This is a genomic window from Streptomyces celluloflavus (genome assembly GCA_000720995.1).
GTDB classification, from domain to species: Bacteria; Actinomycetota; Actinomycetes; order Streptomycetales; family Streptomycetaceae; genus Streptomyces; species Streptomyces celluloflavus.
The window spans coordinates 289,607-307,310 of record JOEL01000003.1; the positions used below are offsets into that span (position 1 = coordinate 289,607).

Below are 17,704 nucleotides of genomic sequence, written 5' to 3' on the forward strand. Positions count from 1 at the left end.
GTGGGGGTGTCGGAGCTGCGGGGGCCGGGCGGCCGGGGCCGTCGTACGGGCGGTCGCCGGCGGGCGTGCGGGCCGTCGGGTGCGGGCGGCGTCAGGCGCGCAGCGTCGCGCCGCCGTCGACGTACAGATCGTGCATGGTGATGTGCCGGGCGCGGTCCGAGACGAGGAAGCCGACGGCCTCGGCGATGTCGCGGGGTTCGGCGATCCGGCCGAGCGGGATGCCGACCCGGTAGGACTCGGGGTCGCCGTCGATGATGCGGTCGCGGGCCTCCGGTCCGGTCCACAGCTGCCGCTGCATGGGGGTGTCGGTGGAGCCGGGCGAGACGACGTTGCACCGTACGCCGCTGCGGGCCAGTTCGAGGCCGAGGCATTTGGTGAAGAGCGTCGCGGCGGCCTTGGAGGCGGCGTACGCGGCCATTCCGGCGCGCGGCACCCCGGCCGCGTTGGAGCCCACGGTGACGATGCAGCCGCTGCGCCGGGTGGTCATGGTGCGCGCCGCGGCGCGGGAGAGCTGGAAGACGCCGGTGGTGTTCACGGCGAAGGTGTCGTCCCAGTCCTGGTCGGTGAGTTCCACGACGGGCGCGGTCCGCAGCACACCGGCGACGTTGACCAGGATGTCCAGCGGCCCGGCGGTGCGTTCGGCGTCGGCCACCAGGGCGTCGACGGCCGCGCGGTCGGTGATGTCGACGGCACGGCCGGTGATCCGGCCGGCGCCGTACTCGTCCTCCAGGGCGGTGACGCCGTCGGCGTCCCGGTCCACGGCGACCACCCGCGCACCCTGGTCGGCCAGCAGTCGCGCCACGGCCTCCCCTATGCCCCGGCCCGCGCCGGTGACCAGTGCCGTCCGGCCGGAAAGTTCGGTTTCCCGCACGCCGTTTCCCCTCACTCACGTCATCACTTAGGCAAGCCTAACCTAACACGAAGATCGCGAGCGCGGGCGCCGCCCCGGCCGGGCGCCCGGCCCGGTGGGTGTCAACGGCGGCCACCCGCAAAGACGTTGCACCCGGCCGGGTTCCGGTGCGGGCCCGGACCCCGGCCGGCCCTCCCCTACCGCGCCCGGTTGGCCGGATCGAACGCGTAGCCGACCTGCCGTACGGTGCGGATCAGCGTCCGGTGGCCGGGGCCGAGCTTGCTCCGCAGGCGGGCGATGTGGACATCGACGGTGCGCGTGTACCCCACGGGGGTCTGCTGCCACACCAGCTCCATCAGCTGCGGGCGGCTGTAGACCCGCCGCCGGTTGGCGACGAGATGGGCGAGGAGTTCGAACTCCATGCAGGTCAGCTCCAGTTGGCGCCCGTCGACCTCGACACTGCGGGAATCGCAGTCGACCACGAGACCGCGGACGCGGTGCACCGGGGCCCGGGGCGGTTCCGCGGCCCGTGGTGCGATGGCCGGCGGCCGCGGTACGGGGCGGGCGGGGTCGCCCCGCCGTAACTCCGCGGCCGTGGCGACGCGGTCGCGGTAAACGCGGTGGACCAATCGGTGACGCAGGGTCATAGCTGCTCCTGACGGGTTCGGTGGTGCGGGAAATCGGGTGCGGTGCGGGACCGGGCGGACCCGCACCGCCGGTATGGAAGACGGAAACGAGCGCCCGAGGCGTTCCACCGGGCGCCGGATCCGGCGCCCGGGTCAGGGGGCCCGGACCGCCCCACGGTTCAACCGCCCAGCGCCACTTGGACGATCTTGACGACGACCAGGATCATCGCGATGAACAGATAGGTCCGCAGGGTGCCCATGCCGATCCTGCGGGTGGTGGACATGGCCGGGCGGGTCAGGGTCTCCAGCGGCGGCATCCGCCAGGTGTCCCGGCCGGTGCGGTCGACCGGGTCCTGCCTGGCCGCGGTGCGGCGCCGGGTGCCGGCGTAACCGGCCGCGAGGATGCCGGCGGCGGCGCAGCCGGCCATGATGTCGATGATCGCGTCGGCGCTGATGTCGGGGAAGAGCACGGAGGCGGTCAGGACGACGGACAGGGACACCAGCACGCCCACCACGACGGCGGTGAAGGCGTTGGTACGGGGGCCGTTGACCCACGGGCCGAGGACCTGCTTGTCGTTGCAGAGCAGCAGCAGGAAGACCGAGGCGGACGGCAGCAGGACACCGGCGAGGGTCTGTACGCCCTCGGTGAGCAGGCCGAGCGGGGAGCCGGGGATCAGCACGATCGCGGCGGCCGCCGCGACCAGCCCGGCATAGATGGCGTAGAAGCCCTTGGCGCCCTTGACCCCGCGGTGCAGGGAGTGCTTCATGCCGAAGACGTCACCGATGGCGTAGGCGGTGGAGAGCGACACCGCGAACGCGCCGATGACGGAGGCGTCCAGGAGGGCGATGGCGTACAGGACTCCGGCGAGCTTGCCGGCGTGGACCTCCAGACCGTGGGCGATACCGGCGGCGTCGCCGAAGTTCCCGAAGCCGGTGGTGCCGGCGAACGCGGCGGCGGTGAAGCCCATCATGGCGGCGCCGCCGATGACGACGATGACGATGCCGATCCACAGGTCGGCCTTCTCGTAGCGCATGAACCGCGGGGTGATGCGCTTGTCGATGACGTACGACTGCTGGAAGAACAGCTGCCAGGGGGCGACCGTGGTGCCGACGATGCCGATGATCAGCAGTATGACGGTGGACAGCTCACCGGAGCCGCCGGGCAGGCCGGGGGTGATGAGGCCGAGCGCCATCTGCGAGGCCGCGGGGTGGACGAGGAAGTAGACCGGCACCAGCAGCAGGGACGCCGCGCACAGGCAGATCGCGATCCGCTCGAAGCGGCGGAAGGAGCCGGTGAACGCGGAGGCGACGATGACGAGCGCGGCCAGGACGACCGAGGCGGCCTTGGGCAGCCCCAGATATCCGGCGGCGAGGGTGATCCCGATGAACTCCGTCACCAGGGTCAGCGCATTGAGCAGGAACAGGTCGATCACGCTGAACGCGCCCCAGAACTTCCCGAACCGCTCCAGGATCAGCCGCGCGTGCCCCACCCCGGTCACCGCGCCGAGCCGCAGGACCATCTCCTGATTGACGTAGAGGACGGGGACGAGCAGCAGCAGGGTCCACAGCAGGTGGGTGCCGTAGTTCTGCCCGGCCTGGCCGTAGGTGGCGAACGCGCCCGCGTCGTTGTCGCCGACCATCACGATCAGGCCGGGGCCGACTATCGCCAGCAGGGTCTTGAGCTTGGCGGACAGGCCCCGGCGCGCGCCGTGGTCGTCGAGCCTGATGGTGCCGAGCGCGCCCTGGATGTCGCCGAGATGCGCGTCATCCAGTACGGCGGCGCGCTCCGCCGGTACCGGGTCGAGTGCGGTGTGGGTCATGGCAAGCCTCCCGAACCCCTTGACAGGGCGAGGTGTTGGGGGGCACGCGGCAGCGGTCCGCCGGCGGGCGGGCGCAGCCCGGCACCCCGGGGCGGCGATCGGCCGCACGGGGGCAGGGTGGGAGCGCGAACGCGCCGGTGGAGAAGGTGGTTACCGGGTGCCGGAGAAGAACGAGAACATGCAGAGTGGGGCGCAACCACGGCCCGGTCTACTGCCACCGCTGTCCATGCCGCTCGCCTCCTCCCGGCCGGGGACGCACTGGGCGTCACAGCGACTCGGCAAGGAGCGGACCGGCCCGCACGGCCGGTTCACCCCAACTCGTCAGAGCTTTGGCACTGCACGGCGTAATCCCTCGTCGAGGGCAGCCACTTGGGGTCACCCCTTAGGCCGGGGAGACCTGTCCTGACCCTGGGCGTCTCTCGATGTCGTGGGGTCAGTGGCCTGTGTCCGTGCAGAAGCCTCACCGAACGAGGTGCCTTTCTGCATTCGTCTGAAGAATAGACCCACACTTGCGCGTTGACGCAACTATTTGACGAAGACTTGGCGCGTTCGCCACCCCCTCGACAGCCAACACCGGCTCGGCTCAGACCGGTTCGGCCTCGATGAGCGAGAACGGGTTGGGCTTCGGGAGCGCCGTCACGGTGCGCACGGCGAAGCCCGCGGTGCGGCAGAGCTCCTCGAAGTCGTCCCGGGTGCGCTCCCGGCCCCCGACGTTGACCAGCATGTTCAGGTCGCTGAGGTACATGGTGCCGGCTTGCGACGGGTCCACGACGGGCGGCAGGACGGGCTCGACGATCAGCAGCCGGCCGCCGTCCGGGATGACCGCCCGGCAGTGCCGGAGGATGTCCGCGCACTGCTCGTCGCTCCAGTCGTGGATGACGCTCTTGAGGAGATACAGGTCGGCGCCCTCGGGAGCGGTGGCGAAGAAGTCCCCGGTCACCAGCGAACAGCGGTCGTCCAGCCCCTCGCGCGCCAGCTTCGGACCAGCCTGGGCGAGCCCCTCCGCACTGTCGAAGACGATGCCGCGCAGCGCCGGATGCGCCCGCAGTACGGCGGCCAGCAGCGTGCCGTCGCCACCGCCGATATCGGCCACGGTCGTGAACCGGCCGAAGTCGAAGGCCGCCGGCACCAGCGCCGCGGTATCCCTGGTGGCCTGGCTCATCGCGGCGTTGAACTCGGCGGAGAGCTCCGGGTGTTCGGCGAGATGGCCGAAGAAGTCCTTGCCGAAGACCTCGTCGAAGGACGTCTCGCCGGTGCGCACACTGTCGTCCAGGCGCTCCCAGGCCCGGAGCATGACCGGGTCGGTGAACATCCGGACCATGGAGTACACCGAATCCGGCCGGTCACTGCGGAGCAGGGCGCCGGCCTCGGTGACCGTGAAGCGCCCCGGGGCGCGCTCGGCGAGCAGCCCCAGTCCGGCCAGCGCGCGCAGCAGCCGGGCCATCGCCCGGGGCTGGGCCGCGCACTCCGCCGCCAGCTCGTCCGCCGTACGCTCACCGTCGCCGATCAGGTCGGCGATCCGCAGCCGGGCGGCGGCGCCGATTGTCTGACCGGCCATCGCCCCGTACAACACGTGGGCCAGCATGGTCCGGGGGTCGGCGGGCGCCCCGCTCTTCTGCGGCTTCTCCTGCGACATGGTGCGACCTCTCTCCTCGACGGCGTTGCGGTCAGGACGGGGCGGGCGATACGGGGCGGGGCGCGACACCACAACTCCGGTGATATCGCGGCCCGCCCGCCACTCCGTCTCAACTTAGGCAAGCCTAAGTTCGCACACCGTTCGGATCAACACCCTTTATTCGGCCATCGATTGAGGGCGACACGGTGACACGGCGCGGCGAGATGGCGGAGGGAGACGGCACGGGACGGCGGCGCAGGCGAGCGGCACAGGGTGAGACACGAGGCACGAGCCCCCACTTCGAACGGCGCCACAGCCTGCGGCACTACCGCCTCACCGAACCACCCATAACCCCCATTCCAGCCATTTTTGTTGCGTTAAACTACCTCTCGGGCAATACCGGGTGGTCTGCGCACCGTGCTGGGCGGGGACCACCCACTTCCGTTTTCGGGGGCGTTTCCCGGACCGTCTGCCGGGCGGCCGGTCGCCGCAGCCGTGGTCATGGTCGAGGAGGGCCGGAGATGCGCACAGCCATCGCGGCCGTCGCCGCGCCCGTGTACGGCACGGCCCGTGCCGCCGGCATCCGGCGCGCCCCCGCCGACGCACCCCGTCCCCCGTATGGTGCCGCGGGTGCCCGCGGCCGTATCGCCCCGTGCGCCCACCGCGGCATTCCCGATGCCGCCCACGTCAGCTGACGTGGTATCGACCGTGCGCGGCGGCCACCCGGCCCGGCCGCCGACGCCGCGTGATGCACAATTCCTGACCGTGGCCACCGCCCCGCGCGGCCCGGCCACCGTCCCAGGGCGCCTCGCACCGCCCGTACGCAGTCCCTGAATGCCCGCAATGGAGCGCAGTCACATGGAGCCATCGGCCCACGTCGCCAAGACCCCTCTCCCCGGGGTCGGTACCCGCTACGACCTCACCACCGAAGGCGGCCGGCATCTCTCGGTCGTCGTCCACCAGGACGGCCGGCGCATCCTCGCCTTCCACGACCCGGCGGACGAGGACAGTTGCAAGGACACCGCGGCGCTCGCCCCGCACGAGGCGATCGCGCTGTCCAAACTGCTCGTCCCCGATCCCGTCGCGCATCTGCGCCAGCACCTGGAGATCGATCTGGTCACCGAGCACATCCCGGTCACCAGCCGCTCCCCGTTCGCCGGCCGGACGCTCGGCGCCACCCAGGCCCGCACCCGGACCGGCGCCTCCATCGTCGCCGTCCTGCGCCGTACCGACGCCTTCCCCTCGCCCACCCCGGACTTCCGTTTCGCACTCGGCGACACCCTCGTGGTCGTGGGCACCCGGGAGGGCGTGGACGCCGTCGCCGCTCTGATCACCGGAGGATAGAAGCCCGTGCACGACACCACCGAACTGCTCATCGAACTCGGGGCCATCATCCTCGGCCTGGGCATACTCGGCCGGCTCGCGGGACGGGTGGGCTTCTCCCCGATACCCCTCTACCTGCTCGCCGGTCTCGCCTTCGGCCACGGCGGTCTGCTGCCGCTGAACGCCAGTGAGGAATTCGTCTCCACCGGCGCCGAGATCGGCGTCATCCTGCTGCTGCTCCTGCTGGGCCTGGAGTACAGCGCCTCCGAGCTCGTCACCAACCTCAAGACGCAGTACCCCTCGGGCCTCGTCGACTTCGCGCTGAACGCCGTACCCGGCGCCGTCGCCGCCTTGGTCCTGGGGTGGGGCCCGGTCGCCGCGGTGGCGCTGGCCGGCGTCACCTGGATCTCGTCCTCCGGCGTCATCGCCAAGGTCCTCGGCGATCTCGGCCGGCTCGGCAACCGTGAGACCCCGGTCATTCTCGGCATCCTGGTCATCGAGGACCTCGCGATGGCGGTCTATCTGCCGCTGCTGACCGCACTGCTCGCCGGGCTCAGCCTGGCCGGCGGCAGCCTCACGCTCCTCATCTCCCTCGGTACCGTCGGCGCCGTCCTGTATCTCGCGCTCCGGCACGGCCGCCTGATCAGCCGCGCCGTCTCCTCCGACAACCCCGAGATGCTGCTGCTGGTCGTCCTCGGACTGACCGTGCTGGTCGCGGGCGTCGCCCAGCAGCTCCAGGTCTCCGCCGCCGTCGGCGCGTTCCTGGTCGGCATCGCGCTCTCCGGCGAGGTCGCCGAGGGCGCGCACCATCTGCTGGCCCCGATGCGCGATCTGTTCGCCGCCGTCTTCTTCGTCTTCTTCGGCCTCAACACCGTCCCCGCGGACATTCCGCCGGTGCTCGTTCCCGCGCTGATCCTGGCCGTGATCACCGCCTGCACGAAGGTGGCCACCGGCTGGTACGCGGCCCGCCGGGCCGGGGTGAAAACCGCCGGCCGCTGGCGGACCGGCGGCACCCTGGTGGCCCGCGGCGAGTTCTCCATCGTCATCGCGGGTCTGGCGGTCGGCGTGGAGCCCCGGATCGGCCCGCTGGCCACCGCGTACGTCCTCATCCTGGTCATCCTCGGCCCGCTGGCCGCCCGCTGGACCGAGCCACTGGCCCGCCGCGGCACCCCGCTGGTCCGCCGTATCACCCGCCGCCCCGCGCCTCCCGCCCCCGCGGCACCGGCCCCGGAGCCGACGGACGCGGCGACCGCGCACGGCTGAGGGCCGCGCGTACGGCCCGGTAGCCCGGAGCGAAGGCCGGGCGCTCCCCCGTGGGGCCCCGGCGCGCACACCGTACGCAATCGCCGGCCTGCCCGCCGTACACGGACGGCGGGTGGGCCGGCGGCCGGTGGCTACCGCGCTCTCGGCGCGGCACCCTATGGTGTCGCGCGGCGGCTCCGCGACGCCACGGCGACGCACATCGCGCCCAGCAGGAACGTGAGCGCGCCGATGATGATGTTGTTCCACAGAACGCCCCGGTCAGGGCCGGTGCCGACGATCCACGGCGCGATGATCATCCAGACGCCGATCGCGCACATCGCCCCGCTCAGCCCGTACATCCGGTCCGGCATGACGGTGAACCCGAGCGCCAGGACGGCGATCGCGATACCGATGATGACGTTGTGCAGCACCAGTGCGGGCTGTGAGGTCGTGTAGTGCACGATCCACGGCGAGGCGGCGCAGTACAGGCCGACGAGGAACACCGGTCCGTCCACCAGCACCACATCACGTCCGCCGAGCACCCGCTCGTATCGCGCTTGCATCTCCGAAACGTCGGGATGACCTGCGAGATCACCCCTGCCGTGTGAGACGTGGGCCATACGACTCGCCTCCTTCGTCCGTAAGCCTGGGCCGCATCGCGTGGCATCGGGCCGCGCACTTTTTATTCTGCGCTTATGTCGTCTTTATGGGTAGATGTCGGAGTCTGAGAATTTCCCCCGGGCCCGACACCGCCCCCGGCCGCGCCCAGTGTCCGGCCCAGGCCCAGGTTCCAGCGCCCGCCCCGGCCACTCAGCTCGGTCACGGTCAGGGGCGGCACATCCAGCCACCAGAAGGCATCGGCCGGGACCCGGAGGGCGGCGAGCGCCGCGGCACGGACCACGTCCGGTTCGACGACGGCGAGCACCCGCCCCGGCTCGGCGCCCGCCCGCGCCAGCCAGCCCTCGATCCGGCCGCAGAACTCCCGCAGCGACTCCCCGCCGTGCCCCGCGAAGCCGGGGTCGGTCAGCCACGCGGACACCGCCTCGGGCTCGGCGGCGGCCACCTCCGCCAGGGTCCGCCCGCGCCAGCGCCCCATCGCGCAGCCGGCCAGTTCCGGCGCGGGCGCCGCCACCAGCCCGAGCTCCTCGGCCGTCCGGCGGCACCGGACGGAGGGCGAGACGGCGATCCGGTCCGCGGCCGGCAACGCCCCGGCGGCGGCCCGGCACCGACGCGCCCCGGCCGCGGTCAGCGGTCCGTCGTCATCGAAGCGCACCTCGCGCTGGGCCTCACCGGCGGCCGGCGAGATCAGCATCACCCGAGTTGTCATCCACCCATCCCTCACTCTTGCCCCACCACCCGGTAACCAGCGCCCCGGGTAAGGGAGTCGACAGTTCCGCCGCGCCGCGCCACGCCGGCTACTCCGAGGGCCGCATGTCTTCGGGTCGGTGCGCGGGTCGCGGTATGCCCTGACGGTACGGACGATGACCGCAGCGCCCGCGGCTCACACGACGGACGTGGTACCCGCAGTGCACATGGCTTCCGTGATGTCCGCCGATGTCCGCTGATGTCCGCTCGGTGTTCTCCGCCGGATACGGGCGTCTTCGCGCCCGGGAAAGACTGAGGGGAGGGGAAGCGGAGGGGGTTATGCCTCGGGATGCCCCCTTGTCGGCACGTCCCCTGACACGGCGGACGGGCTCCGTGCGGCAAATCCCGCGCCGCGAGTCCGCTACGGCCGCTCCGGTGCCACCGCTAGGTGCCCGCGTGCCGGCCCAGGTAGACCACCAGCACCATGAAGCAGAGAACGAGGATGGTGACGGTGATGTAGAGCAACACCCTCCGGAACAGGCTGCGTTGCGCCGCCCGCGCCGACGGCACCACGACACCGGACAGCCGCCGGGGCTGCGTGCGCAGACGGATCGCGATGGTGCGGGCCCGCCGGACACCGCAGCGCGGGGACGTCCGGCGCCGGATGGCGATCTCGGGGCAGGTGCGCCGGTGCCGGCGGGCGGTGCGGAGCGGCCCCCGGCCATGATGGTGTTCGCTGCCGGACCGTACGGTGCGCGGCCCGGCGGCCGCCCGTATACAGGTGCGTGACCGGACCGCCCGCCAAGGCGGCGGCCCCTTGCGTCTCGATGCGCCGGTCATCCGCGATCACCCGGATCCGTCGCCGGACGGCCGACGCCCGCCCCGGCCCCGGCAGTGCGTGAAGGACAGCCGGCCGGCGGCCTGACTGCGGAAGGTGCCCGTCACGACACCGCCCCCACTCCGCCGCCCTCGGCCGCCCGCAGCTCGGCGAGGAGTTCGTGCTGCCCGGTGAGCACCTGGGTCAGCAGTCGGCGGGCGGCGCGCATCAGCTCCGCGACATCGCCCCCGGCCAGCTCGTAGACGACGGTGGAGCCGCTGCGGGTGGCGGTCACGATGCCCGAGCGGCGCAGTACGGCCAGCTGCTGGGAGAGCGCGGACGGCTCCACCTCGATCGCGGTGAGCAGACTGTGCACCGGCAGCGGCCCGTCCTGGAGCAGTTCCAGGACCCGGATACGGACCGGATGGCCCAGCATCCGGAAGAACTCGGCCTTCGCCTGATAGAGCGGCACCCATGCGCCGTTCATGCCGCCCCTCCCCTGTCCGGGCCGGTACCGGCGCCCGGTGTGCCGCCGTCCGGTGCGACACCGGATCCGTCCGGCTCCGCATCCGGGTCCACGCCGACACCGAGAGCCACGCGGATCGCGTCATCCAGCTCGTCCTCCGCCACGGCCAGCGCGTACGCGTCGTCCGCCGCCCGCGCCTCCGCGACGGCGGCTCGCGCCGCCCGCACCCGTTCCCGTACCGACTCGGCGAATCCGCCCACGCATGTCCTCCGCAACCAGGCCGACCGGCCAGCGCGCCGTCTGCCGCATCGCGCCACCGTCAGATGGCGTGATCTGTCGCATCGCGCTGTCCGTCGCATCGCGCTGACTATCGAATTGAAGAATTCTGCAACTGTAGACGACGACGGCCGAAGGGTTGCACCGGCCCGACGCACCCGGCGCCAAGGTAAAACCGACAACACGAGCATGGCCGGATCCCGCGCTACCACCTGAACCCCGGGCAAACCCCGCGCCGGACCACCGCCGCTTCCCGGCAACGACAACTACCGCCCCGACCTCACCCCTTGCGGACGGCGCCCCACCGGCCTGCGCTACCGACGCCCCACCCGAAATGACGGAGGAAGCGGACGTCGAGACCACAGTCCCCATCGGCGGGCCGGACAGGCAGACGCTTCGACGGCCTGCCGATTCGGCGCGCGGCCGGAATCCTCTCGGCAATCGGGACCACGCCCCGGTCCGGCCACCCACGGTCCGCTCCCGGCCGACCTCCCCGCTCCCCCTTGCCCTCTTACACCCCCGCTCGCCTGCCTCTCCCGCTGAAGACGGCCATCACGGCGGAGTCCGGGATACGCGACGACCGCCTCCGCCCTGGTGGCAGAGGGCTACCCCGGTGGCCGGATCCGGCCCGAGGTGGCCGCCGCACTCCGCGAACGAGGACACCGGGCGGCGCCTCGTGTGACGCTCACCGGAAGGAGCCGCCTGGCCGGAACATGCTCGTCGGCCACCGCTACGGCACCGTCCGACCGGCTCCGGCCGACTCCGCCCGCCTCCACACAGCCGGACCGGCAGACCGATGCCCGCGGCCCGCGGCCCGACCCACCGACACCCCAGACACCAAAGCACCCAAGCGCCCGGGGACCCAGGCACCCGAGAACCCGATGGACAGCCTCAGCAACCCATCCCATAGTGATGCCCATGACTTCACTGGTCCGTCACACCACCATCGACTGCACCGACGCCTATCGCCTCGCCAGCTTCTGGGCGGAGGTGCTGGGCGGATCTCTGGCCTCGGACGATCTGCCGGGCGACCCGGAGGCCACGGTGACCGCCGAGGGCGGCGCGCTGCTGTTCATCACGGTGCCCGACACCAAGATCACGAAGAACCGGGTGCATCTGGATCTACAGCCGCAGGACCGGAGCCGGGACGAGGAGGTCGAGCGGGTGCTCGCCCTGGGCGCCACCCTGGTCGAGGACCATCGCAGAGCCGATGGAACCGGTTGGGCCACGCTGGCCGATATCGAGGGCAACGAGTTCTGCGTGGAGCGCAGCGCAGCCGAACTCGCGGGCTGATCCGGCGGCGCGGACGGCCCACGAGCGGACCGTCCGTCACCAGTTTCCGGCCACCGGCGGATCCGGCCACGGCTGATGCTTGACAGGAACCCCGCAGAGGCGTGAGGGGGGCGGGCCGTATCCGCCCCCGCCCGGCGCCGCGAGACACCCGCCCTGCCCCTGGCGTGGCGCCACCGCCAGCACGGCAGGTGACGCCACGTCGGGGGCAGGGCGGCACCATGCCCGGCCGGGGGCCCTTGCGGTGCAGCCACTCCACAGCGAGATCGGCCCGGGTCAGCCCGCCGCACCTTCAGCCCTCCGCCTCCTCGGCCGGATCGCCCGCCCTCCGCTCCCCACCCGCGGCTGGATCGCCTCATCATCCGAGGAATCACCACGTCAGCCCCCAACTGATGTCACACCAAGCGGAGTTGACCCCGCTCCCCTCCGACGTTTGTCCGGTCGGAGGGCTTTCCGTACCGGCCTCCCGCGTGCAGTATGCGACTGTCGGAATTCAGCGACACAGACTCCGTACACGTACATGACCGGCCCCCGCGCAGCGCCGGTCCGCGCGCCGCGCCCTCGCGGCCCGACCGGGTGGCGCGCGCACCGGTACGGCGCGCGTACGGGCACGACTGGAGGTCGTATGGCCGCTCCGTCCCCGTCCCCGTCCCCCCGGACCTTCCCCCCGTCCCGCCGCGCGCTCCTCGGCGCCGCCGCCGGGGCCGGAGCGCTGCTGACGCTCGGCGCCGCCCCGGTCCCGGCCCACGGCGGCGGGCGCCGGCTGCCGTATCTGTTCGACATGGTGCAGGCCAACCCCGGCGAACCCATGACGGAATCCCGCTACAACGATCCACGGACGCTGGCTGACTACGGATACGACGGCCAGGTGATCAACGAGTTCCGGCCGCCGCACACCGCCGCCACCTTCGACTCGTTCGACGAGCGGATCTTCCCGGCCGGATCGGCGGCCCGAGCCTGGGTCGAGGACACCGCGCAGCGGATCGACGCGCACATCCGACGGGCGCACGCGGCCGGTATCGGCGCGTACTTCTTCACCGACATCATCGTGCTGCCCCGGCGCCTCGTGGAGCTCCACGGCGACCGCGTCCTGGACGACGAGGGCCGCATCAGCCTGCACCGGCCGCTGACCCGGCAGATCCACCGGCTGATGCTGCGCGAGGTGTTCGCGCGCTTTCCCGGCCTGGACGGCCTGGTGATCCGTACCGGTGAGACCTACCTCCAGAACGTCCCGTTCCACACCGGCAACAACCCGATCACCGAGGGGAGTTCGAGCCATGAGCTGCTGATCGGCCTGCTGCGGGAGGAGGTCTGCGTACGGGCCGGGAAGCGGCTCCTCTACCGCACCTGGTCGACCGGCGGCGACCGGCTCCGGGACGATCCCGCGTTCTACCGTGCCGTCACCGACGCCATCGCGCCGCACGAACGGCTGCTGTTCTCCGTCAAGCACACCGCAAGCGACTTCTGGCGGACGGTCGCGTTCAATCCGACGCTGGGCATCGGCCGGCACCGGCAGATCGTCGAGGTGGAGTGCGCACGCGAATACGAGGCCAAGGGCGCCTGTCCCGACTACATCGCGGACGGAGTGATCAACGGGTTCGAGGAGTACGGGTCCGGGCCGGGCCCGCGCGGGCTCGCGGATCTCGTGGACAATCCGCTGCTCGCCGGGGTCTGGACCTGGTCGCGCGGCGGCGGCTGGCGCGGCCCGTACCTCGCCAACGAGCTGTGGTGCGATCTCAACATGCGGGTGATGGCCCGGTGGGCGCGGGACACCGGGGGCGGTGAGACGGGGGCGTTCGCGGCGTACGCCCGGCGCGTCGGACTGCAGGGTGCCGCGGCCCGCCGGTTCCGGCGCCTGGCGCTGCTCTCCGCGGCCGGCACACTGCGCGGCCACTACTCCGCGGTCGTCCCGGTGCGCTCGCTCACCTGGACCCGGGACCAGTTCCTCGGCGGCTCCGACAAGGACCTGACCGGGGACTTCGGCACGATCCTCGACCGCGGACTGATGTCCGCCGCGCTGGCGGAGAAGGACCACGCCGCCCGCATCTGGCGCGAGATCACCGCGCTCGCCGACACCCTCCCGCTCCACGACCCCGCCGACCGCCGCTATCTGCGCGTCTCCGCCCGCTACGGCCAGTATCTGTACACCGTCATCCGGCACGGCTGGCAGGTCATGCTGCGCGGCGTCGCGGGCGACCGCTCCGGCGGCTACGACACGGCCGCGATGGCCGCACATCTGCGGGCGTACGACGCGGCCTGGCGGGACTGGCGGCGGCTGGCCGCGCGCGAGCCGTCCTGCGCGACGCTCTATCAGCCGCTCGGCTTCGGCAAGAAGGACGCGAACGGCGTCTACGAGGCCGATCCGGAGCACGGTATGGGCCCGTCCGTCGACCGCTACCGGGCGCTGCTCACGCGCTGACCCCACCACACCGGCCGCGCGCACCGCCCGTCGACAACTTCCCCTCCCGCACCGCACCTCCCTCGCGACAGGAGGCACACCGTGCATCACCGTTCCCTGGCCCGCAGATCGCTGCTGGCCGGTGCCGCGTCCCTGGGCGCCGCGGCCGCCCTGCCGCCCCGGCCCGCCACCGCGGCGCCCCTCCCCCGGGGCGCCGCCGACCACCACCACCGCTACGAGCCGACACCGGAGTCGCTCGCCCGGCACCGCACCGCCACCTGGTTCCGGCGCGACAAATTCGGCATCTTCCTGCACTGGGGCGTCTACGCCGTACCGCACTGGGGCGACGACGACTGGAGCTCCGAGTGGTACCTCTACGCGATGAACGCCTCCGCCAAGGGCGGTGTGTACGAGCGGCACCGCCGCGTCTACGGCGCCGGCTTCCCCTATGACGCCTTCATCCCGCGCTTCACCGCCGAGCGCTACGACCCACGGTCCTGGGTCCGGCTCTTCGAACGGGCCGGCGCCCGCTACTTCGTCCTCACCGCCAAGCACCACGACGGCTTCCAGCTCTTCCCCAACACCGCCTCCGACCGCCACTCGGTGGCCCTGGGGCCGCACCGCGATCTGGTCGGCGACCTCTTCCGGGCGGCGCGCGGGACGCGGCTGAAGCGCGGCCTGTACTACTCGCTCGGCGAGTTCTACCACCCCGCGCTGGGGACGCCGCCGGTCAACCCGTACACCCACGAGCCCGTCCCGTACACCGGCTACCGGCCGGTCGACGACTACGTCCGGCAGTACGCGCACGTCCATCTGCGTACCCTCGTCGACCGCTACGACCCGGACCTGCTCTGGGCCGACGGCCAGGGCAGCCATGACTTCGCCGGCGGCGCGGGGCACATCTTCCGGCCGGCGCGCTGGGACTGGCGCGGTGACGAGATCCTGGCCCACTACTACAACCACGCCGAACTCCGTCCGCACCCCAAGGAGGTGGTGGTCAACGACCGGTTCACCGCCTCGCACGCCGACTACGCCGTGGTGGAGGGCGACAAACCGTCCTATCCGCTGCGGACCGGCCCCTGGGAGGCGTGCCTGACCATGAGCCGGTCCTGGGGCTACATGGATCCCACGTACCGGATCAAGCCGGCGGTGCAACTGGTGCGGCTGCTGGTCGACATCGTGGCGAAGAACGGCAATCTGCTGCTCAACATCGGCCCCCGCCCGGACGGCACCATCCCCGGCTGGCAGCGCGAGCGGCTGCTGGCGATCGGGGCCTGGCTGGCGGTCAACGGCCGCGCCGTGTACGGATCGAGGCCGTGGCACCGGGCCGAGGACGGTGCCGTGCGGTACACGGTGGGCGAGGACGGCGCGTTCCACATCATTCCGCTCAGCCGGCCGTCCGGCCGCCTCTCGCTCCCTGCCGATCTGCCGCTGCGCGACGGCGACCGGATCCGGCTGCTGGGCCATCCCGGCGGACCGCTCGACTGGCGCCGTACGGCGGACGGCTGCGAGATCACGCTGCCCACCGGCGGCCCGCCCGGCCCCGGGGGCCCGGAGTTCCCGGTCGTCCTGCACGCCGTACGGGGAGCGGACCGATGAGGCGGCAGGGCGGGCTGCGCCGTTCGGCCGCCCGCGTGCTGCTGCCGGTGCTGGCACTGGTCCTGACGGTGCTTCCGCTGCCGGGGGCGACCGCGGCACCACGGCCGGCGGTCCCGGGGCGGGCGGCGGTACCGTCCGGTGCCGTCCCGGCCGCCGCGCGCCCGCCGCACCACTGGGTGGGCGGCTGGGCCACCGCCCTGACCCCGCCCGGCAGCAGCGGCCTGTCCGCCACCGGCTTCGCCGACCGGACCGTCCGGATGGTCGTCCATCTCGCGGCCGGCGGCGACCGGATCCGGCTGCGCCTGTCCAACGCGTACGGCACCCGTCCGCTGGACCTGGGCGCGGTGACCGTCGCCCGGCGGTCCGCGGGCGCGGCCACCGTGCCCGGGACCCGGCGCGCGGTGACCTTCGGCGGGCTACGCTCGGCAGCCGTCCCGGTGGGCGCGGAGGCGGTCAGCGATCCCGTACCGCTGCGCGTCGCCGCGGACCGCGATCTGGTGGTGAGCGTCCATCTGCCGACGCCGACCGGCCCCACCACCTGGCACGGCTGGGCCAAGCAGACCAACTACCTCTCCACACCGGGCGACCACACCGGGGACGAGGACGGCACGGCCTTCCCCGAAGAGGCCACGTCCTGGTTCTTCCTCCACGGGGTGGACGTGTCCTCCACCGTCGCGGCGCACACGGTCGTGGCCTTCGGCGACTCCATCACCGAGGGCGGCGCCATCCCCGACGAAGTCAACCTCCGCTGGCCCGACATACTCGCCCGGCGGCTGGCCGACGGCGCGCGGCCCGGCCGGGGGCTCTCCGTCGTCAATGCCGGGATCGGCGGCAACCGGCTGCTGAGCGACGCCGGGACCGCGGTCGAGGGCCGGATCAACCTCGGGGTCAACGCCGAGGCCCGCTTCGCCCGCGATGTGCTCGACCGTCCCGCCGTATCGGCCGCGATCGTGCTGCTGGGCACCAACGATCTGGGGTCGGACAGCGGCGTGCATCCCGGCTCCGCGCTGACCTCCGGTGAACTGATCGCGGGACTAGCCTCGTTGGCGGACCGGGCGCACGCCGCGTGGATCGCGCTGCACGCCGGCACCATCACCCCGAACACCAAACTCACCCCCGCCGCCGAACGCATCCGGGTCACGGTCAACCGGTGGATCCGCACCGGGCACGCCTTCGACGGCGTCATCGACTTCGACGCGGCACTACGCGACCCGGCCGCACCACAGCGCCTGCTGCCCGGCTACGACAGCGGTGACGGCGTGCACCCGAATATCGCCGGTATGCGGACGATGGCACAGACGGTGGATCTGCCGGCGCTGAGCCGTCCGCCGGTGGCGGGCTGAGCGGTCCCCCGGCATGCTCCGGCTCCTTGCCGGGCCGGTCCGCGCACCGGGGAAGACCGGGGCCGGCGCCGCTGTGGGAACCGGTGCTGTCGGTCTCTGTCCGCACCCCGTTCCGAGGAGCATGACCGTGAGCCTGTACGACATCCCGCCACGCACCCTGACCGGTGAGCCCGCATCGCTCGCCGACTACCGCGGCCGGGCCCTACCGGTGGTAAACGTGGCGGCCAAGTGCGGGCCGCCCCGCAGCACTCCGGGCTGGAGCGGCTACAGGAGCGCCACGCGGACCGCGGCTGCAGCGTGCTCGGCTTCCCCAGCCACCAGTTCGCGGGCCAGGAGCCCGGCACCGCCGAGGAGATCGCCGCGTCCTGCGCCACGACGTACGGTGTCGGCTTCCCGTTGTTCGAGAAGACCGATGTCAATGACGTGGAGCGGCACCCGCGGTACGCGGAGCAGGCCGCCGCCGAGGACGCGGCGGGGCGTCCGGGGATGCGCAGGGGAGCTTCGACGTTCTCGGCGAGGTCGCGTAAGACATCCGCTACACCGGCGGCCCACCAACCGCGACCGTCCTCGACCGTGCCGTGCATGCCCTCGGAACTTGAGGTGTTCGATGCGGCCGCCGACACGTACAACACCGGGACGCGGACCGTGCCGGCAGGCTGCCGGCTCTGGGAAGCGAACCGCGCCCCACCCATGTCGCCACCGGCCGAGCCCGCCTCACCGAAGCCTTCTCAGCA

The 17,704-nt window shown here is 72.4% G+C and carries 16 protein-coding genes, 1 pseudogene and 1 riboswitch; of the genes and pseudogenes, 8 read left to right on the forward strand and 9 right to left on the reverse strand.

Features of this window, described 5'->3' with window-relative positions; genetic code table 11:
* Positions 1-91: 91 nt before the first annotated feature.
* From IH09_RS04700 to IH09_RS04715, 4 genes are all read right to left on the reverse strand, one after another.
* A complete protein-coding gene (locus tag IH09_RS04700; protein ID WP_052854290.1) occupies positions 92-871 on the reverse strand; it encodes a 2,3-dihydro-2,3-dihydroxybenzoate dehydrogenase in 780 nt (259 codons plus the stop codon).
* Positions 872-1,047: 176 nt separating this feature from the next.
* On the reverse strand, positions 1,048-1,497 hold the full coding sequence (locus IH09_RS04705; RefSeq protein WP_052854293.1) for a winged helix-turn-helix domain-containing protein: 450 nt from the start codon (positions 1,495-1,497) through the stop codon (positions 1,048-1,050).
* Positions 1,498-1,655: 158 nt separating this feature from the next.
* On the reverse strand, positions 1,656-3,296 hold the full coding sequence (locus IH09_RS04710; protein ID WP_052854295.1) for an NRAMP family divalent metal transporter: 1,641 nt from the start codon (positions 3,294-3,296) through the stop codon (positions 1,656-1,658).
* A gap of 305 nt (positions 3,297-3,601) precedes the next feature.
* Positions 3,602-3,775: riboswitch (M-box (ykoK) riboswitch) on the reverse strand.
* A 104-nt stretch (positions 3,776-3,879) separates the two neighbouring features.
* Positions 3,880-4,881, reverse strand: coding sequence for a methyltransferase (locus tag IH09_RS04715; RefSeq protein WP_397846839.1), 1,002 nt, complete (start codon positions 4,879-4,881; stop codon positions 3,880-3,882).
* A 551-nt stretch (positions 4,882-5,432) separates the two neighbouring features.
* On the opposite strand from IH09_RS04715, the gene IH09_RS38795 reads away from it, so the two are divergent.
* The 3 genes from IH09_RS38795 (at position 5,433) to IH09_RS04725 (ending at position 7,497) form a co-directional block, all read left to right on the forward strand.
* Positions 5,433-5,606 carry a hypothetical protein gene (locus IH09_RS38795; protein WP_190233204.1) on the forward strand — a complete coding sequence of 58 codons (174 nt, stop codon included), beginning with the start codon at positions 5,433-5,435 and terminating at the stop codon, positions 5,604-5,606.
* A gap of 163 nt (positions 5,607-5,769) precedes the next feature.
* On the forward strand, positions 5,770-6,255 hold the full coding sequence (locus IH09_RS04720; RefSeq protein WP_052854301.1) for a cation:proton antiporter regulatory subunit: 486 nt from the start codon (positions 5,770-5,772) through the stop codon (positions 6,253-6,255).
* Positions 6,256-6,261: 6 nt separating this feature from the next.
* Positions 6,262-7,497, forward strand: a complete 1,236-nt coding sequence (locus IH09_RS04725) for a cation:proton antiporter (RefSeq protein ID WP_052854303.1) — start codon at positions 6,262-6,264, stop codon at positions 7,495-7,497.
* A 155-nt stretch (positions 7,498-7,652) separates the two neighbouring features.
* On the opposite strand, the gene IH09_RS04730 is transcribed toward IH09_RS04725, so the two are convergent.
* The 5 genes from IH09_RS04730 to IH09_RS04750 all read right to left on the reverse strand — a co-directional run bounded on the left by IH09_RS04730 (position 7,653) and on the right by IH09_RS04750 (position 10,324).
* Positions 7,653-8,096: an SPW repeat protein gene (locus IH09_RS04730; protein ID WP_052854305.1), complete on the reverse strand. Its 444-nt coding sequence runs from the start codon at positions 8,094-8,096 to the stop codon at positions 7,653-7,655.
* 62 nt (positions 8,097-8,158) lie between these two features.
* The gene (locus IH09_RS04735; RefSeq protein WP_052854307.1) at positions 8,159-8,803 is read right to left on the reverse strand and encodes a histidine phosphatase family protein; all 645 of its coding nucleotides are present in this window, start codon (positions 8,801-8,803) and stop codon (positions 8,159-8,161) included.
* Positions 8,804-9,225: 422 nt separating this feature from the next.
* Positions 9,226-9,621 (reverse strand): hypothetical protein, encoded by a 396-nt coding sequence (locus IH09_RS04740; protein WP_052854309.1) that lies wholly within the window; start codon positions 9,619-9,621, stop codon positions 9,226-9,228.
* A 101-nt stretch (positions 9,622-9,722) separates the two neighbouring features.
* Positions 9,723-10,085, reverse strand: coding sequence for an ArsR/SmtB family transcription factor (locus tag IH09_RS04745; protein WP_052854311.1), 363 nt, complete (start codon positions 10,083-10,085; stop codon positions 9,723-9,725).
* Complete coding sequence (locus IH09_RS04750) at positions 10,082-10,324, reverse strand: hypothetical protein (protein WP_052854313.1); 243 nt, start codon at positions 10,322-10,324, stop codon at positions 10,082-10,084. Before IH09_RS04750 ends, IH09_RS04745 begins: the two co-directional genes overlap by 4 nt.
* A gap of 934 nt (positions 10,325-11,258) precedes the next feature.
* Between IH09_RS04750 and IH09_RS04755 the strand changes: the two genes are divergently transcribed.
* The 5 genes and pseudogenes from IH09_RS04755 to IH09_RS04775 all read left to right on the forward strand — a co-directional run.
* Positions 11,259-11,633, forward strand: a complete 375-nt coding sequence (locus IH09_RS04755; protein WP_052854315.1) for a VOC family protein — start codon at positions 11,259-11,261, stop codon at positions 11,631-11,633.
* Between the two features lie 622 nt (positions 11,634-12,255).
* Positions 12,256-14,049, forward strand: a complete 1,794-nt coding sequence (locus tag IH09_RS04760; protein ID WP_240150910.1) for a hypothetical protein — start codon at positions 12,256-12,258, stop codon at positions 14,047-14,049.
* A gap of 81 nt (positions 14,050-14,130) precedes the next feature.
* Positions 14,131-15,627, forward strand: coding sequence for an alpha-L-fucosidase (locus tag IH09_RS04765; RefSeq protein ID WP_110952065.1), 1,497 nt, complete (start codon positions 14,131-14,133; stop codon positions 15,625-15,627).
* On the forward strand, positions 15,624-16,970 hold the full coding sequence (locus IH09_RS04770) for an SGNH/GDSL hydrolase family protein (RefSeq protein ID WP_052854317.1): 1,347 nt from the start codon (positions 15,624-15,626) through the stop codon (positions 16,968-16,970). Before IH09_RS04765 ends, IH09_RS04770 begins: the two co-directional genes overlap by 4 nt.
* A 127-nt stretch (positions 16,971-17,097) precedes the next feature.
* Positions 17,098-17,456 (forward strand): annotated as a pseudogene (locus tag IH09_RS04775) (glutathione peroxidase); the annotation flags it as partial.
* Positions 17,457-17,704 lie beyond the last annotated feature (248 nt).

What these genes read in the sequence shown, in the direction of transcription:
- IH09_RS04760 (WP_240150910.1), top strand. Translation starts at nt 12,256, where the DNA reads ATGGCCGCTCCGTCCCCGTCCCCGTCCCCCCGGACCTTCCCCCCGTCC.
- IH09_RS04730 (WP_052854305.1), bottom strand. Translation starts at nt 8,096, where the DNA reads ATGGCCCACGTCTCACACGGCAGGGGTGATCTCGCAGGTCATCCCGAC.
- IH09_RS04735 (WP_052854307.1), bottom strand. Translation starts at nt 8,803, where the DNA reads ATGACAACTCGGGTGATGCTGATCTCGCCGGCCGCCGGTGAGGCCCAG.
- IH09_RS04720 (WP_052854301.1), top strand. Translation starts at nt 5,770, where the DNA reads ATGGAGCCATCGGCCCACGTCGCCAAGACCCCTCTCCCCGGGGTCGGT.
- IH09_RS04745 (WP_052854311.1), bottom strand. Translation starts at nt 10,085, where the DNA reads ATGAACGGCGCATGGGTGCCGCTCTATCAGGCGAAGGCCGAGTTCTTC.
- IH09_RS04705 (WP_052854293.1), bottom strand. Translation starts at nt 1,497, where the DNA reads ATGACCCTGCGTCACCGATTGGTCCACCGCGTTTACCGCGACCGCGTC.
- IH09_RS04770 (WP_052854317.1), top strand. Translation starts at nt 15,624, where the DNA reads ATGAGGCGGCAGGGCGGGCTGCGCCGTTCGGCCGCCCGCGTGCTGCTG.
- IH09_RS04715 (WP_397846839.1), bottom strand. Translation starts at nt 4,881, where the DNA reads ATGCTGGCCCACGTGTTGTACGGGGCGATGGCCGGTCAGACAATCGGC.
- IH09_RS04710 (WP_052854295.1), bottom strand. Translation starts at nt 3,296, where the DNA reads ATGACCCACACCGCACTCGACCCGGTACCGGCGGAGCGCGCCGCCGTA.
- IH09_RS04755 (WP_052854315.1), top strand. Translation starts at nt 11,259, where the DNA reads ATGACTTCACTGGTCCGTCACACCACCATCGACTGCACCGACGCCTAT.
- IH09_RS38795 (WP_190233204.1), top strand. Translation starts at nt 5,433, where the DNA reads ATGCGCACAGCCATCGCGGCCGTCGCCGCGCCCGTGTACGGCACGGCC.
- IH09_RS04740 (WP_052854309.1), bottom strand. Translation starts at nt 9,621, where the DNA reads ATGACCGGCGCATCGAGACGCAAGGGGCCGCCGCCTTGGCGGGCGGTC.